Raw genomic sequence first — 14,905 nt, 5'->3', positions numbered from 1 at the left:
AGGCGTGTTGGTGAAGGACGGGAAGCCAAAACACAGATCGTGATTGGCTCAGCGATTGGCGCCTATCAGATCAATTACACTCCTAGGGATAAACGACGAGATGCCTTAAAACTTCCTCTTGCGGAAGATCACCTCGCTAGACTGCAAACACCGGCACCGAGCCCTCCCTAAAGGCCAGCTTTATCTGAGGACTGACGCTACATCTGCCACCTGCCCTTTGCGGGCACACTAAAGAGTTGTAATATTCCGCACAGCAACGTTGTGAAGAGTCTGAAAAGCCCGTGATTTGTTGTCGCGGGCTTTGACACGGACCGAGTTTGTGAAAAATATCACAAACTTTCGGCACGTCCGCGATTCGCTGCCGCGATCTACATCACAATCGCCGGATGCACACCCACCGCTCCTCCCTAGCCATATGATCACGATCAAAGAGGGCTTGGATCTTCCGATTCTCGGCAATCCCGCCCAGCACATTGAAGTCGCCAAACCTGTCAAACAGGTTGCCTTAGTCGGCGACGATTACATCGGCATGAAACCAACGATGTTGGTCGCACCCGGTGACAAGGTAAAACTCGGTCAACCACTGTTCACCGACAAAAAGACAGAAGGCGTGACCTACACGTCTCCTGCCGCCGGGACGGTTGCTGACGTCATTCGAGGCAAGAAACGGAAATTCGAAGCCATCGTGATCGATGTTGACCCCGCGGCGACTGAAGCCGATGCGGTCAAATTCGATGTCGCGGAGTTGGATTCGATGACCAAGGATTCGCTTACGGGTCTGTTGACCGAAAGCGGTCTGTGGACTTCGTTGCGGACACGCCCTTTCGGGAAGGTGCCGGCACCGGCGAGTTCGCCGAGCTCCATCTTCGTTCAAGCGATCGACACCAACCCGCTTGCCGCGTGCCCGGCAACCGCAATGGCAGATCGCAAAGATCAGTTCATCCTGGGATTGCGAGCCCTGACGAAACTGACTGAAGGCACCGTGCACGTCTGCAAAGCCCCTGGATCAGAAATCCCCGGCGATGGCGTCAATGGCGTGCAGGTCAGCGAATTTGGCGGCCCGCACCCTGCCGGACTGGTTGGGACTCACATCCACGAGCTTGATCCCGTCGGCCCAAATAAGACCGTTTGGTACATCGGCTACCAAGATGTGATCGCGATCGGTGCTTTGATCACCACCGGAATGCTGGACGTTCGCCGTGTGATTTCCCTCGCCGGTCCAGTCGTGGACAAGCCCCGATTGCTGGAAACCCGCTTGGGTGCTTCGGTCACCGAATTGATCGATGGCGAATATGCGAGCGACTTGAACATCCGACCGATCTCCGGCTCAGTTCTCAACGGACGCACATCCACTGCCCCACACGACTTTTTGGGACGTTATCACACCCAGATTTCGATCATCGAAGAAGGCAACGTGCGTGAATTCCTGGGCTGGCAAATGCCCGGATTCGACAAGTACAGCACCACACGCGTGTTCGCTTCGGCGATGCTTCCCGGCAAAAAATTCGCATTTACCTCCAGCACTGGTGGCAGCGAGCGAGCGATGGTTCCCCTGGGAACCTATGAAAAGGTGATGCCGCTCGACATTTTGCCGACCCAGCTGTTGCGAGCTCTGATTGTGCGTGACACCGACCAAGCTCAACAGCTTGGTGCACTTGAACTAGAAGAAGAAGACTTGGCTTTGTGCACGTTTGTCTGCCCAGGGAAGTACGAGTACGGCTCGCTACTTCGTGAAAACCTGACGACGATCGAACGCGAAGGATAAACCAATCAACGATTGGCGCTAGCCGCCATCGATTCCAGCAATTTGATTTCGGCAATTCTGAATCGATTCAATTCATCCGAAATTTTTTGGACACGGATAACCAATGAAAGCACTTCGCGATGCTCTGGACAAAGTCCATCCGCTCTTTGCTAAGGGCGGACCGCTGCAGATCGCGTATCCAATGTACGAGGCGCTTGATACGTTCTTGTACACACCGGGCGAAGTCGCACACGGTAAAACACACGTGCGTGACACGATCGATCTGAAGCGAATGATGATCACCGTCGTCATGGCCCTCGTGCCAGCGACTATTTTCGGAATGTGGAATGTTGGTTACCAGGCCAACCTCGCAATCCAACACGCCGCTGAAGCCGGCGAACTGTACCAAGGTGGACTGTATTTTGACTTCCACCATTGGCTGGGCTTCACCAATGATCCGACCAATATCACCGACTGTTTTTTCCTCGGCGCGATTCACTTCCTTCCGATGTACATCGTGTGCATGTTTGTCGGGGGACATATCGAGCTGGTCTTCAGTGTTCTTCGCGGACATGAGATCAACGAGGGATTCCTGGTCACCGGTTTGCTCTTCCCACTGACGCTCCCCGCGTCGATTCCGCTTTGGCAAGTCGCCGTCGGGATCGCGTTCGGTGTCATCGTCGCCAAGGAAGTGTTCGGCGGTACCGGGCGAAACTTCCTGAACGTCGCTTTGACCAGCCGTGCGTTCTTGTACTTTGCCTACGCCGGCCAGATCAGTGGCGATAAAGTTTGGACCGCTGTTGACGGGTTCAGTGGAGCGACCGCGCTTGGCCAGATGGCTGCTGCGACTCCCGATCCGACCGGCGAGACCAATGCCGCACTGAGCGCACTCCAAGGCGTGAACTATGCACTCGGTCAAGCCGACCCGGTCACCTGGACCGAACCGATCACCTTGAGCAGTGCTTTCCTAGGCACCATCCAAGGTTGCGTCGGCGAAACCAGCACCCTGATGTGCTTGATCGGAGCAGCCATTCTGATCGGAACCGGAATCGGTTCGTGGAAGATCATGGCGGGTGTGCTTGCCGGTGTTGCGGGAACGTCGCTGTTCCTCAACGGCGTCAGCGGACACACCAACCCGATGATGGACGTGCCGTTCTACTGGCACTATGTCGTCGGTGGCTTGGCGTTTGGCTTGGTCTTCATGGCCACTGACCCTGTCAGTGCCTCAATGACTGAAACTGGAAAATGGATTTACGGCGGCTTGATCGGGTTCATGACGGTTCTTATCCGTTGCATCAACCCGGCGTTTCCCGAAGGCATCATGCTGGCGATTTTGTTCGGCAATGTCTTCGCACCGCTGATCGACTACTTCGTTGTCTCGATGAACGTTCGTCGGAGGATGGCCCGCTATGCCGCAACGTGATTCAATGATCGGAACCCTGCTGGCCGCAACCGTTCTGTGTGTGGTCTGCTCCGCCGTCGTCAGCGTTGCTGCGGTCGGCCTACGCGAGAAGCAGGAACAGAATAAAGTTCTCGACCGTCAAAAGAACATCCTCGACGCGACCGGCTTGGCTCGCGGCGAGTATGGCTTGCCGGCGGCAGAACTTTCCAAAGAACAAATCGATGAATTGTCCAGCTGGATCAGCGAAAAGCTGGTCGACCTGGAAACCGGTGAATACGTCACCGACATGGACCCAGCCAAGTACGACCCGCGTGAAGCAGCTGAAAAGCCCGACACGAGCGTCGCGATCACTGATGTGAAGTACGACCCAGGCGTCGACCGCCGCGAGAAGATCGCCAAGGTCTATCTGGTGAAGAAGCCTGGTTCGGAAGGCGAGTTCCAACAAGTTGTTTTGCCCGTCTACGGCAAAGGCTTGTGGTCAACGCTGTACGGGTTCCTGGCTCTCCGCAGTGACCTGGAAACCATCCAGGGTTTGACGTTCTACCAACACGCCGAAACACCGGGACTGGGTGGTGAAGTCGACAACCCAGCATGGAAAGCCCAATGGGAAGGCCAGAAGCTTTACGACGAAGCCGGCGAACCTGCCGCGATCGTCGCCAAAGGCCCCGCCCCCTCGGGCAGCATGTATGCCGTTGACGGTTTGTCGGGTGCGACGATTACCAGCCGCGGTGTCACCACGTTGCTGCGTTACTGGTCGAGCGATGATGGCTACGGCAAATTCATCAAAAACTTGAACGAACAACACGCCGCAAAGTCGGGGTCCTAAGACATGGCAGCATCAAAAGCGAAAAAGGTCGTCTTCGATCCGCTCGTCGACAACAACCCGATCGCCCTGCAGATCCTTGGGATTTGTAGTGCACTCGCGGTCACGACCAAATTAGAAACCTCGATCGTAATGGCGATCGCCGTACTTCTTGTCACGGCGTGCAGTAACTTTTGCGTCAGTGCGATTCGATCCTTCATCCCCAGCAGCATCCGAATCATCGCGCAAATGTGCGTGATCGCCTCGCTGGTGATCGTGGTCGACCAGATCCTCAAAGCGTACCTGTTTGACATCAGCAAACAGCTCAGCGTTTTTGTTGGTCTGATCATCACCAACTGTATCGTCATGGGTCGCGCCGAAGGCTTCGCAATGAAGAACAAACCCGGTGTCAGTTTCCTTGACGGTGTCGGTAACGGCCTCGGTTACGGCTTGGTCCTACTGTTCGTCGCGGTTTTCCGCGAAGTGCTCGGTAGCGGCACCTTGCTTGGCTTCGAGATTCTGAAGCTTGACCGAAACGGTGGTTGGTACAACCCCAACAACCTGATGCTGTTGCCACCAAGCGCGTTCTTCCTGATCGGCTTCTTGATCTGGATCATCCGCGCCAACAAACCCGAACAAATCGAAGAGGCGTAAGGGAGCCGAACCATGGAAAATGTGATCGAAACTCACCTCAGCATTTTGCTGAAAGCCATCTTCGTGGAGAACCTGGCACTCTCGTTCTTCCTTGGGATGTGTACGTTCTTGGCAATCAGCAAGAACGTGAAAACGGCACTAGGCCTCGGCGTCGCCGTGGTCGTGATCGAAGCGATCACCGTGCCTGCGAACCAATTGATCTATGCGTTGCTGTTAAAGAAAGGCGCGCTTACCTGGATGAATGGCTTCGTCTCCACGGAAACGATCGACTTTTCAACCGTCGATCTGAGCTTCCTCGGATTCATTAGCTTCATCGGGGTGATCGCCGCGATGGTCCAAATCCTCGAGATGTTTTTGGACAAGTTCGTTCCCTCGCTTTACAACACGCTGGGGATCTTCTTGCCGCTGATCACCGTGAACTGCGCCATTCTGGGTGCTTCGCTGTTCATGCAAGAACGCAACTACAGCTTCCCCGAATCGTGCACCTACGGCCTTGGCTGTGGTGTCGGCTGGGCACTGGCAATCGTTGCTCTGGCCGGTATTCGTGAAAAGATGAAGTACAGCGATGTGCCTCCACCGCTCCGCGGTTTGGGCATCACGTTTATCACGGTTGGTTTGATGGCGCTTGCGTTCATGTCGTTCAGCGGTATTCAGCTGTAGTCAATCGCCAGCCCTTTGTTGCATCCCTTATAAAATCAATCAGCCAAAGAGACAAAAATGTCCACCATCATACTTGGCGTCCTCATGTTCACCGCGGTGGTGGTGGCACTGGTGGTCGTCATTTTGCTAGCCAAAAAGCAGCTCGTCGCATCGGGTCCGGTCAAAATTCTGGTCAATGAACAGAAAGAGATCGAAGTCCCCGCCGGTGGCAAGTTGCTGGGCGCCCTCGCGGACGCCGGTATCTTCGTTTCCAGCGCCTGTGGTGGCGGTGGTACCTGTGCCCAATGTCGCGTCAAAGTGACCGAAGGCGGCGGCGAGATCCTGGCAACCGAGAAGGACCATATCAATAAAAAGGAAGCTGCCGAAGGCAATCGCTTGTCATGTCAAGTTGCTGTCAAGCAAGACATGCACGTCGAAGTCCCCGAGGAAGCTTTCGAAACCAAGAAGTGGGAATGCACCGTCAAAAGCAACGAAAACGTTGCGACGTTCATTAAGGAATTCGTTCTCGAACTGCCCGCTGGCGAAGACGTTAACTTCAAAGCTGGTGGTTACATTCAAATCGAATGCCCTCCTCACGTAGCTAACTACAAAGACTTCGCGATCCAAGAAGAGTATCACGAAGACTGGGACAAGTACGACATTTGGCGATTCGTCTCCAAAGTTGACGAGCCAGTCGTGCGTGCTTACTCGATGGCTAACTACCCGGGCGAGAAAGGCATCATCATGCTGAACGTCCGTGTTGCCACGCCACCGCCACGCAACCCCGAGTTGCCTCCAGGAAAGATGTCCAGTTACATCTTTAACCTGAAACCCGGCGACAAAGCGACCATCAGCGGCCCCTATGGTGAGTTCTTCATCAAAGACACGGACGCCGAAATGGTTTACATCGGTGGTGGTGCGGGTATGGCTCCTCTGCGTAGCCATATCTTCGAACTCTTCAAACGTCGCAAGACGAACCGCAAAGTCAGCTACTGGTACGGCGGTCGAAGCATGCGAGAATTGTTCTACGTCGACCACTTCCGCGAGATCGAAGAAGAGTTCCCGAACTTCAAATTCAACATCGCGTTGTCGGATCCGTTGCCAGAAGACAACTGGACCGGCTACCAAGGTTTCATCCACCAGGTGTTGTTGGAAAACTACCTCGCCAACCACCCTGCACCGGAAGACATCGAGTACTACATCTGTGGCCCGCCGATGATGAATGCGGCCGTCTTCAAGATGTTGGATGACTTGGGTGTTGAGCCTGAAAACATCATGTACGATGACTTCGGCGGATAGGAACCGCAAGTTTCCCCATCTCAAGATAACTGTCTTATGACAATTGAAACCACGCGGCGAAGTATTGCACTCGCCGCGTTTTTTTACGCCTGTGCTTTTTCTGCCATCGCGCTGCCGCTTACAGTAGCGTCCAATGCGTTTGCCCAGGCACCGCCCGGCGACGAGATTCGCCAGTTCAACGGCGGAACGATGGGCACCAGCTATATGGTCAAAGTGCTGGGCGGAAGCGAGCAAGACGACCAGACCCTGAAACTGGCCATCGATGCCGAACTGCGTCAGGTCAACGACGAGATGTCCACTTACATCAAAGCGTCGGAGATCTCGCAATTCAACGATTCCGATAGCACCGACTGGATTGAAGTCAGCAAGCCATTTGCGGAAGTCGTCGATTACGCACAGCAAGTTTCAAAGCTGACCGAGGGTGCCTTTGATGTCACCGTCGGACCGCTCGTCAATGCGTGGAGCTTTGGTCCCACCGAACGGACCAACACAGTCCCAAGCGATGACGAGATCACGAAACTTCGCGAGATTGTTGGCTACGAGAAACTGCACGTTCGCCTCGATCCACCGTCTCTCAAGAAAGACGTCGCGGGATTGCGAATTGACCTTTCGTCAATCGCCAAAGGCCATGGTGTCGATCGCGTGATCGATCGGCTTAAGTCTCTCGACATTGAATCCGCGTTTGTGGAAATCGGCGGAGAGGTTCGAACGTTCGGAAAGAAACCGGATGGTCCGTGGCGCGTTGGCATCCAGTTGCCCGACACGAACGAAGAAACCGTGATGGTCGCACATGCAATGAATCCAGGTGATGACGCCGGCAATTCGATGGCGACATCCGGCGACTACCGCAACTTCTTCACCGTTGGCAAAAAGCGATATTCGCACACCATCGATCCTCGGACGGCAAAGCCAATCGAACACAACCTTGCATCCATCACGGTGATCGCCCCGTTGTGCATGCAAGCCGATGCGTGGGCAACAGCGCTCAGCGTCGTTGGCACCGATGCGGCACTAAAACTCGCCCAAGACAACGAGTTGAACGTTTTGCTTGCCCAGCGGACGGAAGACTCATTTGCCTTGCACGGAACTGGCAACTTAGCGGCCTACGCCGAGGGTTCCGAGCAGAGCGATCAAGCCGATGCTGACGCCGGTGCGGCTCCAGAGAAAAGCTTGTTTCAACAGGTGCTGCCGATCACCATCCTGTCCTTCGGTGTGTTTTCAATTTTGCTCTTTGCGATGGCAGTCGGAGTGATCTTTGGGCGCAAACAAATCAGCGGATCTTGCGGAGGCCTAAACGCCCAAACGAATCCAGATGGCAGCACAAGTTGTTCGCTGTGCAGCAGCCCATCGGATGCGTGTAAAGAGCTTCGCGAAAAGATGGCGCAAAAGGACCAGGTTTGATCGTTCGGTACAGCCGCTGAATCATTCACCAACTCCCGTCTTCGCAAATTGTCAAAATCAAAATGCGAAGCAAGCGATTCTCCATTCGGACGCTCCTTATCGCGATGATGCTCATCGCGATCGCGTTCAACTATGGCCCCACATGGTACCGACGGTCCAAATTCGGTGATCAATACGAGGCTGTTCGTAATAATACCTGGAGTCGTGATAGCGGTACCTCGAACGGATACGAGTTTCGTGCCGCAAATGGTGCGATGCTTTCTGTCTGGACCACAGAACATGAATACGTCGAACGAAGCGGCCTTATTGAACCGCTAAACTTTGACCCGGATCCATCTCGCTATTATGTTTACCCGCCCGGAAAGTGGGTCAACACCGTCGACGAAGTCATGGAAACATGGGACCAATACGACTAAACGAAAGCATCAGGTTTTACCTAGTGGATGAGGAGTACGGCGAGTTCTCGAACTTTGCCCCCTTTCCTTTCGAACTTGACGGCAAGACCTGGCCGACGAGCGAACACTATTTCCAAGCTCAGAAGTTTGTGGGCACGCCCCACGCAGAAGAGATCCGGATTGTCGAATCACCAATGAAAGCGGCAATCATGGGCCGTGACCGTAGCCGCCCGCTGCGATCGGATTGGGAGAAGGTCAAAGACGACGTCATGCGAGGGGCACTGGCTGCAAAGTTCGCTCAACATCCACCGTTAACCCAATTGTTGTTGGCGACCGGCGACGCGATGATTGTTGAACACACCAGAAACGATTCGTACTGGGGTGACGGTGGCGATGGTTCAGGACAGAACAAGCTTGGAATCCTGCTGGTCGAACTCCGGGAAAAACTTAGTGCGGCCGCTCGCAAGCGTAGCGACAGCTAATCAGCTCGCCTGACGCTTGAGATGTTCAAGGCAGTCACGCACGACCGCATCCGCTGCGTTGTCGAGCGCTTCGTTGATACCTTTCAGTCCGGCGATGACTTCGTTTGCCCAGCGGACATATTCAAGTTGCCTCGAAATCGGCCAATCTTGCGGCGGATCATCAAGCATCGTACGTAGGTTACAGGTCTTGTCAGCAAGTTTGATTTGCTTGGCACCATCGCTTTTATGGGGAGCGTTGACGACCTGCAGGCGTTTGCGTTCTTGCTTGGGCAGCGATTTATCATCGGTGCACTCCATCACCAGCGCCGCGATATCGCAGCCAAAGCGTTCGCGAATTTCTGATTCAGTCGCCTCGGTATCTTCGACGGTGTCATGCAATAACGCCGCAATCAAAATGGACTGGTCCGCGACATTTCCAACACGCGCCAAGTGGTCGGCGACTTCGATGGGGTGATTGATGTATGGAGTCCCGGCAGCATTTTTCCTTCGTTGGTCGCTGTGTTTATCGGCCGCGAAAAGGACTGCGTCGAGTAGTGCGTTCATTGATAGAAAGCCAGAGAGCGAAGTGGAATGTGACGCAATCAGTTAGGCGTGGCCAGAAGCCAACGTGGGCGCGTCGATCGCCAAGGAATTGTCGCCCGATATTCATCCGCAGCCACACGCCAATTCTGTTGCGAGGTAGCGACAGCCGCGTTCAAATTCGATACGGAACCAGGTTGGAAGCCTGAGTAGCAGCATGCGCGGCAGAACTGGTATACGAAGTCTTGAATGACTCGGGCTTAACTCAACCACTCTGCGGCTTCGGGAGCGAAATAGGTGAGGATCCCGTCGGCGCCCGCACGCTTGAACCCAAGCAAACTCTCGAGCGCCACCTGTTTACGGTCGAGCCACCCCAACTGCCCCGCTGCGGAAAGCATGGCGTATTCGCCGCTGACCTGGTAGACGAATGTCGGCACCGCAAACGTCTGCTTGACTCTCGAAACGATGTCGAGATATGGCATCCCCGGCTTTACCATCACTGTGTCGGCGCCTTCTGCCAAATCCAACGCGACCTCTTGCAGTGCTTCGTCGCCTTGTGCGGGATACTGCTGATAGGTCTTCTTACTCGCACCTCCCAAGTTGCCTTTTGACCCGACGGCATCGCGGAACGGACCATAGAACGCGCTCGCATATTTAGCGGCATACGACATGATCTGGACATTCTGGTGACCGGCGGATTCAAGGGCGTCTCGTATCGCCCCGATCCGACCATCCATCATGTCACTAGGCGCGATGATATCGCAGCCGGCATCCGCTTGGACAACGGCCTGCTGCTGAAGGATCGCTACCGTTTCGTCATTGACAACGTCGCCATCACGCACGATTCCGTCATGCCCATGACTGCTATAAGGATCCAGTGCGACGTCACAAATGATGCCAAGAGAATCCCCCACCGCTTTCTTGATTGCACGGACTGTTTGGCAGACGAGATTGTTCGGATTGGTCGCTTCCTCAGCCCCTGGCGTCTTCAAATTCGGAGGCGTCGCGGGAAAGATGGCAACTGCGGGGATTCCCAGATCAACCGCACGCTTCGCCGCATCGACTGCGAGCTCCGCTCCCAGACGATTTACACCGGGTAGCGACTCAATCGGCTGAGCCCCGGTATCGGGATGCACAAAGATCGGCCAAATCAAATCATCAACCGACAGATTCGTTTCGGCGACCAGACGTCGCGACCAATCATAGCGTCTCGAGCGACGCATCCGAGTGCGGGGAAATGGTCCACGAACAAAGTCGGTCATGTCATCGCTCCGGCGACAAATCGTTGCAGGTTGGAGGGCTTTTTACGTTCCCTCCAACCTATCGAGCGATTCACGTTGGGGCTAGACGGTGCGACGTCTTACCGTTTGATTAGAGACCGCGTTCTTTGGCGTACGACTTGATGCGGTAAATCCGTTGTTCTTCGACGGAATCACGTACCACAAGTTTGCCATCGCTATCGACCATCAAGATCATTCCAGGCGTCGTCATCTCTTCATCATCTTTGACGATCGGCATCTGAACGCCACCTTCTAGATCGATGATCGTGGCCGCAGACTCGATAACCATTTCGCCGGTCTTCTTGATTTCCAAAGTGATTGGGTCAACGACATCAGCGGATTCGACAGTGGCACTTAGAACCGTACCTTCGCTGGCTTCGATGGTCGTTGGAACGAACGTCCCCAAACCGAGGTCGAAGCTGCTAGCGACGACTTCGGCGGTTGGTACATCGCCTTCCGCGACGACGACCCGGTTCCCAATTTCCATGTATTTGGCACGGCTGTTAGGCTTTGCCGGTCCCACGAACGACTGGTCCAACTTCTTGGGCAACGAAACGGGCTCGCTAATGTCGCTCCATTCGCTCCATCGTTTGTAGTCACGTTCTTGTGTTTGTGCAGCTTTGGCGACCAGTGAGACCACACGGCTGTAGGCATCCGGATCGAGTGACTTTCCTTTGGGTTGCAATTCCGGCTTCTCAGGGAAGTTCGGATCATTAACCGCAAACCGAATTCGATAGACGTACTTGTGGTCTCGAAGAGGTGCGTTCTTATCCCGCTGTGCACCGCGGAGGTAGGCAAAGTCATAAAAGCGAAGCAGCTTGTAATCGACCGGGTTTTCCTCGGCCGCCTTGCCTTCCATTCCGCGAGCAGAGCCACCGCTACCGCCATAGCCACTGCCGCCGTAGCCGCTTCCATACCCACCCATGTCGCTATCCATGCCGCTGCCGTAGCCGCCCATGCCCATGTCGCCTTCCATGCCGCTCCCATAGCCACTGCCATAACCGCCACCACCGGCGCGAGTTTGGCCACCTTTGAGATCAACCTGGAAGTTACTCATGTCGACGTTACCCAGCTTTTGCGCCTCCAGCTCGGACTCGGTCAAGAGCTGCTCTTGATCCAGTTCGCGCTGGGTCTTCAACGGAATCAACGGGTGAGTCGCCAATCGTTGGTACGGATCCAGCAAAATTGGCGGAATCCACATCGTGACCCCAGTGACCCAATAATCACGGGGCACGATTTCCGGTGCGAAGCCTGACCAGTAAAAGGCGGCGTTTCGGATCGTGATCTCGTTCGAATCGCGAAGGATCCAATCATCGTCGGTCAATTGATCCACCGTTTTATTGGTGACGTCTGCCCGCTCGACTTGATACGCAATGTACGTGGGCAAGTCACGTGTTCGCGGGTTGTATTCAGCCGCGTAGGACAAGGCCTCTTGATAGGAATCGATCAGCTTCTTGTGAGGAATCGCAGCTGACCCGGCGATGAAGTAGCCGAGACCTGGTACCGGCGGCTGATCTTCGCCGTTGGCAACCGATTTGGTTGGTGCCGCCTTTGTACCGAGGTTTTCGTCGGCGGGAAGCTTACGAACCGGTCCCGAAGTCGAGGCGGCCATGCCCGAAGACGAAGCGCCCATACCGCTCATCATCATGTCTGACTCGTAGCCTTCCATTCCGCCGCCCATCATGCCGTACATGTCGGCCATGTTGTTCTGGCGAGAATTCCGACGACTGCTACGTGTCGGCTTTTGCTCGACTTTTTCGACTTCGTCGGCGGCCTCAAGATCAGCCAATGCATACAAGCCATCCTTCGATCGATATGCCATCGATGCGATCACGCCCTGTACTTGAATGCCCTCTGGTTTGCTGAGTTCGGGGTCTTTGCGGCGTACTTTATTTGCCGCAACTTTTCCTGGTTCCCATAGCTGTGGCGTGTAGAGACTGGCCGGAATCGCGGTGAGAAACTTTTGTTGTTCTTTTGCGATATCGAACTCTTCAAAGCTCGTTCGCCGCTCGGCGAGAACCTCTTCATTGTGATTGTTGTCGACTTCGTTCTTCACTTCATTCGCACTCGTCGCCAAACGCTGCGGATCACGTGTCGCTCGAATATCTTCTTTGCTGTAACCGATCCATGCGAGAAACCCTGCCGCCGCAATGATCAGCAACACAATCAACTTTTCGAAGTTGTAGAGCGCGAAATCTTTTAGTTTGTCGGAATCCATAGCAAGTCTCGTGGTTACGAGCGACTGATTGAACGAGAGTTCGTATTCGGTAAATCAACAGGATGACTCGATTCATCCCGCTGCTGTGAAATGAGTTTGATTAGGTGCCGCACAGACACGTGCTGACTATGGCTCGTCAGTTACTTCGGGATCTGTTCCGGCTGGCGTTACTGTTGCCGCTGGTTGCGGCGGAGTGGTTGCGGCCCCAGGCGTCGCTGGGTCACCAGCATCCGGTGCCGCAGGCTGCGTGGTTCCTGGTGCCGGAGGCGTTCCCGCATCAGGCGTCGTCGGTGGCTGGGTACCGGTCGCGTCCGTTGCAGGTGTGCCGGTTCCCGGTGTCGTCACGGTCGGCGGTACCGTATCAGCAGCGGGTGTGGTTGCCGACGGATTGGGCAAATCGTCAATCACTTCGGCAGATGCGTCGATGGTGATCTCAGCTTGATCCTTCAGTTTATCGACCCCAAGTGCTTCATCACTCGGCGGGTTCCAGAAGTAGATCAGACCGTAAATTTCCACATCCAAGTCGGTGGGGAATTCTTCGTCAGCGCCTCCGGCAACAGCAGCACCGCCGCCGGATCCCATTCCGCTCATTCCCATGTCCATCCCCATACCCATGCTTTCCATGCCGCTCATCCCACTCATTCCCATGTCCATCCCCATACCACCGCCCATTCCGCCGGTAGCAGTACTGGATTTTCCTTTCGGCATGATGCGAACTTGGTAGACGTCGACCATTAGCGGCGCGTTACCACAGGCGGCAAGCAGTGCAGGGATGCTCTGCTGTTCCATTTGCAGTTTCAGCGTTACGGGAATTCGTTTCGCAACCGCGATGGCGACTTGGGAAGGATCGTTACTGGAGAATGCGCCGCGGAGGCTTGAGGCATCGATCGGCTCAAACGCGGTGTTCACATACCGGCCATCGCCCGGATCAACAGCGGCAACGTCAGACGCCATGCCGTAACCCGCACCTTCACCTCCCATTCCCCCCATCGAATCCATCATCCCACTGCCATAGGCTTCACTGCTTCCCATGCTGCCGTAACCACCCATACCGCCCGCCGAGATGCGTGAACCGGGCTCGGACATCGTTCCCTCGGTGAAGGAAACTGACTTACCAATCGCCAGGCTTTTGATCTCGCGGATTTTGGCTTCGAAAGCTTGTTTCGCATCGCCGTTGACGACGGCCACGATTTGCAACAGCTGTTTGAGGATCCAGAGGTTTTCTTGGGAGTAGTAAACGTCGAGTTCCGACGGATAGTTCTTTGCGCCACGCCATGGGAACAAGTCCTTCAGCAACGCCTCTTGGCTGCCGGAACTCCATTTTACGACCGGCTCGTCAGTGGTTCCGGTGATATCAACCTTGCCACGACTGGTAGCCGGGCCGCTCATTCCGCTGGCCATCATGTCACCATAGCCGCTGTCCATGCCCGTCCCCATGCTCATCCCCATCCCGGCGGAGGGCCGTTTGTTAAAATCGGCGGTCCATTTCGCTTTGGGGATCTCGGCGAGCGCCGGCAACTGGGTGCCGATGTAACGCTCGTAACGGCGAAGCAGTTCGGGGTTGACGTTTTCGTGTTCGGTGTTGCCGAACTCTTCGTACTTTTCGAACGGCAATTTCAGTTTGCTCTTGTCGACCTTCCCCGTTTCTGGATCACGAACATACTGGAATTCATTTAGAAACTCATCCTTCATGATCGTCGGCCAAGTCAGGATGTTGCGTTGGGCGTCAAAGACGTTTTCCCAAGCCGCCATGACTTCGCCTTTTCGTTCTTCGATCATTTCGTTCATGACGATGTGCGACAGCTCGTTGGGCTGTGCAGGCATCTGACTTTGATACTGCGAGACTTTCTTGAAGTCAGACTGAATGCTGCTGATCTGGCTTGCGATCTCCTTGTCCAGGGTGCTGGTGGAGAGGTACCAGACGGTCAGCGCACCGATCAGGACAACGGTACTGCCGATCCAGAAGCCGTACTTCAATGCGACGGCGAGGGCTTCTTTGACTTGGTCCATGGCGAGTTGGTTAGGTTGAAAAGTGGTGCGCTGTTGGTTGACGAGAGGCGATCAAAAGAC

13 protein-coding genes are annotated in these 14,905 nt (G+C 55.0%); 9 read left to right on the top strand and 4 right to left on the bottom strand.

Annotated features, from left to right (window positions below; all coding sequences use genetic code 11):
- Positions 1 to 415 precede the first annotated feature (415 nt).
- From CGZ80_RS18140 to CGZ80_RS18100, 9 genes are all read left to right on the top strand, one after another.
- Positions 416 to 1,765 (top strand): Na(+)-translocating NADH-quinone reductase subunit A, encoded by a 1,350-nt coding sequence (locus CGZ80_RS18140; protein WP_094417036.1) that lies wholly within the window; start codon positions 416 to 418, stop codon positions 1,763 to 1,765.
- 103 nt (positions 1,766 to 1,868) lie between these two features.
- Positions 1,869 to 3,167 carry an NADH:ubiquinone reductase (Na(+)-transporting) subunit B gene (locus tag CGZ80_RS18135; protein WP_094417034.1) on the top strand — a complete coding sequence of 433 codons (1,299 nt, stop codon included), beginning with the start codon at positions 1,869 to 1,871 and terminating at the stop codon, positions 3,165 to 3,167.
- Complete coding sequence (locus CGZ80_RS18130) at positions 3,154 to 3,972, top strand: Na(+)-translocating NADH-quinone reductase subunit C (protein WP_094417032.1); 819 nt, start codon at positions 3,154 to 3,156, stop codon at positions 3,970 to 3,972. Before CGZ80_RS18135 ends, CGZ80_RS18130 begins: the two co-directional genes overlap by 14 nt.
- A gap of 3 nt (positions 3,973 to 3,975) precedes the next feature.
- Positions 3,976 to 4,602 (top strand): NADH:ubiquinone reductase (Na(+)-transporting) subunit D, encoded by a 627-nt coding sequence (locus tag CGZ80_RS18125; RefSeq protein WP_094417030.1) that lies wholly within the window; start codon positions 3,976 to 3,978, stop codon positions 4,600 to 4,602.
- Positions 4,603 to 4,623: 21 nt separating this feature from the next.
- Positions 4,624 to 5,262, top strand: coding sequence for an NADH:ubiquinone reductase (Na(+)-transporting) subunit E (gene nqrE, locus CGZ80_RS18120; protein WP_198953730.1), 639 nt, complete (start codon positions 4,624 to 4,626; stop codon positions 5,260 to 5,262).
- Positions 5,263 to 5,319: 57 nt separating this feature from the next.
- Positions 5,320 to 6,540 (top strand): NADH:ubiquinone reductase (Na(+)-transporting) subunit F, encoded by a 1,221-nt coding sequence (gene nqrF / locus CGZ80_RS18115; RefSeq protein WP_094417026.1) that lies wholly within the window; start codon positions 5,320 to 5,322, stop codon positions 6,538 to 6,540.
- 36 nt (positions 6,541 to 6,576) lie between these two features.
- A complete protein-coding gene (locus CGZ80_RS18110; RefSeq protein ID WP_233148505.1) occupies positions 6,577 to 7,941 on the top strand; it encodes an FAD:protein FMN transferase in 1,365 nt (454 codons plus the stop codon).
- Positions 7,942 to 8,003: 62 nt separating this feature from the next.
- Positions 8,004 to 8,357, top strand: a complete 354-nt coding sequence (locus CGZ80_RS18105; RefSeq protein ID WP_143544018.1) for a hypothetical protein — start codon at positions 8,004 to 8,006, stop codon at positions 8,355 to 8,357.
- Positions 8,339 to 8,818 carry an NADAR family protein gene (locus CGZ80_RS18100; RefSeq protein WP_094417022.1) on the top strand — a complete coding sequence of 160 codons (480 nt, stop codon included), beginning with the start codon at positions 8,339 to 8,341 and terminating at the stop codon, positions 8,816 to 8,818. The genes CGZ80_RS18105 and CGZ80_RS18100 overlap by 19 nt, the downstream gene beginning before the upstream one ends.
- On the opposite strand, the gene CGZ80_RS18095 is transcribed toward CGZ80_RS18100, so the two are convergent.
- From CGZ80_RS18095 to CGZ80_RS18080, 4 genes are all read right to left on the bottom strand, one after another.
- Positions 8,819 to 9,361, bottom strand: coding sequence for an HD domain-containing protein (locus CGZ80_RS18095; RefSeq protein ID WP_094417020.1), 543 nt, complete (start codon positions 9,359 to 9,361; stop codon positions 8,819 to 8,821).
- Between the two features lie 236 nt (positions 9,362 to 9,597).
- Entirely contained in the window at positions 9,598 to 10,599 is a 1,002-nt protein-coding gene (gene hemB, locus CGZ80_RS18090; protein WP_233148504.1) for a porphobilinogen synthase, read from the bottom strand.
- 109 nt (positions 10,600 to 10,708) lie between these two features.
- Positions 10,709 to 12,835: a hypothetical protein gene (locus CGZ80_RS18085; protein WP_094417018.1), complete on the bottom strand. Its 2,127-nt coding sequence runs from the start codon at positions 12,833 to 12,835 to the stop codon at positions 10,709 to 10,711.
- Positions 12,836 to 12,961: 126 nt separating this feature from the next.
- On the bottom strand, positions 12,962 to 14,845 hold the full coding sequence (locus CGZ80_RS18080; RefSeq protein WP_094417016.1) for a hypothetical protein: 1,884 nt from the start codon (positions 14,843 to 14,845) through the stop codon (positions 12,962 to 12,964).
- Positions 14,846 to 14,905: the final 60 nt, after the last annotated feature.

This window comes from Rhodopirellula sp. MGV (genome assembly GCF_002251265.1).
Classification (GTDB): Bacteria; Planctomycetota; Planctomycetia; order Pirellulales; family Pirellulaceae; genus Stieleria; species Stieleria baltica_A.
Note: the sequence above shows the minus strand (reverse complement) of the source record. Positions and strands in the feature narration are given on the sequence as shown.

Coding starts and splice junctions, on each gene's coding strand:
- CGZ80_RS18140 (WP_094417036.1), top strand. CDS start 416: ATGATCACGATCAAAGAGGGCTTGGATCTTCCGATTCTCGGCAATCCC.
- CGZ80_RS18135 (WP_094417034.1), top strand. CDS start 1,869: ATGAAAGCACTTCGCGATGCTCTGGACAAAGTCCATCCGCTCTTTGCT.
- CGZ80_RS18130 (WP_094417032.1), top strand. CDS start 3,154: ATGCCGCAACGTGATTCAATGATCGGAACCCTGCTGGCCGCAACCGTT.
- CGZ80_RS18125 (WP_094417030.1), top strand. CDS start 3,976: ATGGCAGCATCAAAAGCGAAAAAGGTCGTCTTCGATCCGCTCGTCGAC.
- nqrF (WP_094417026.1), top strand. CDS start 5,320: ATGTCCACCATCATACTTGGCGTCCTCATGTTCACCGCGGTGGTGGTG.
- CGZ80_RS18110 (WP_233148505.1), top strand. CDS start 6,577: ATGACAATTGAAACCACGCGGCGAAGTATTGCACTCGCCGCGTTTTTT.
- CGZ80_RS18105 (WP_143544018.1), top strand. CDS start 8,004: ATGCGAAGCAAGCGATTCTCCATTCGGACGCTCCTTATCGCGATGATG.
- CGZ80_RS18100 (WP_094417022.1), top strand. CDS start 8,339: ATGGGACCAATACGACTAAACGAAAGCATCAGGTTTTACCTAGTGGAT.
- CGZ80_RS18095 (WP_094417020.1), bottom strand. CDS start 9,361: ATGAACGCACTACTCGACGCAGTCCTTTTCGCGGCCGATAAACACAGC.
- hemB (WP_233148504.1), bottom strand. CDS start 10,599: ATGACCGACTTTGTTCGTGGACCATTTCCCCGCACTCGGATGCGTCGC.
- CGZ80_RS18085 (WP_094417018.1), bottom strand. CDS start 12,835: ATGGATTCCGACAAACTAAAAGATTTCGCGCTCTACAACTTCGAAAAG.
- CGZ80_RS18080 (WP_094417016.1), bottom strand. CDS start 14,845: ATGGACCAAGTCAAAGAAGCCCTCGCCGTCGCATTGAAGTACGGCTTC.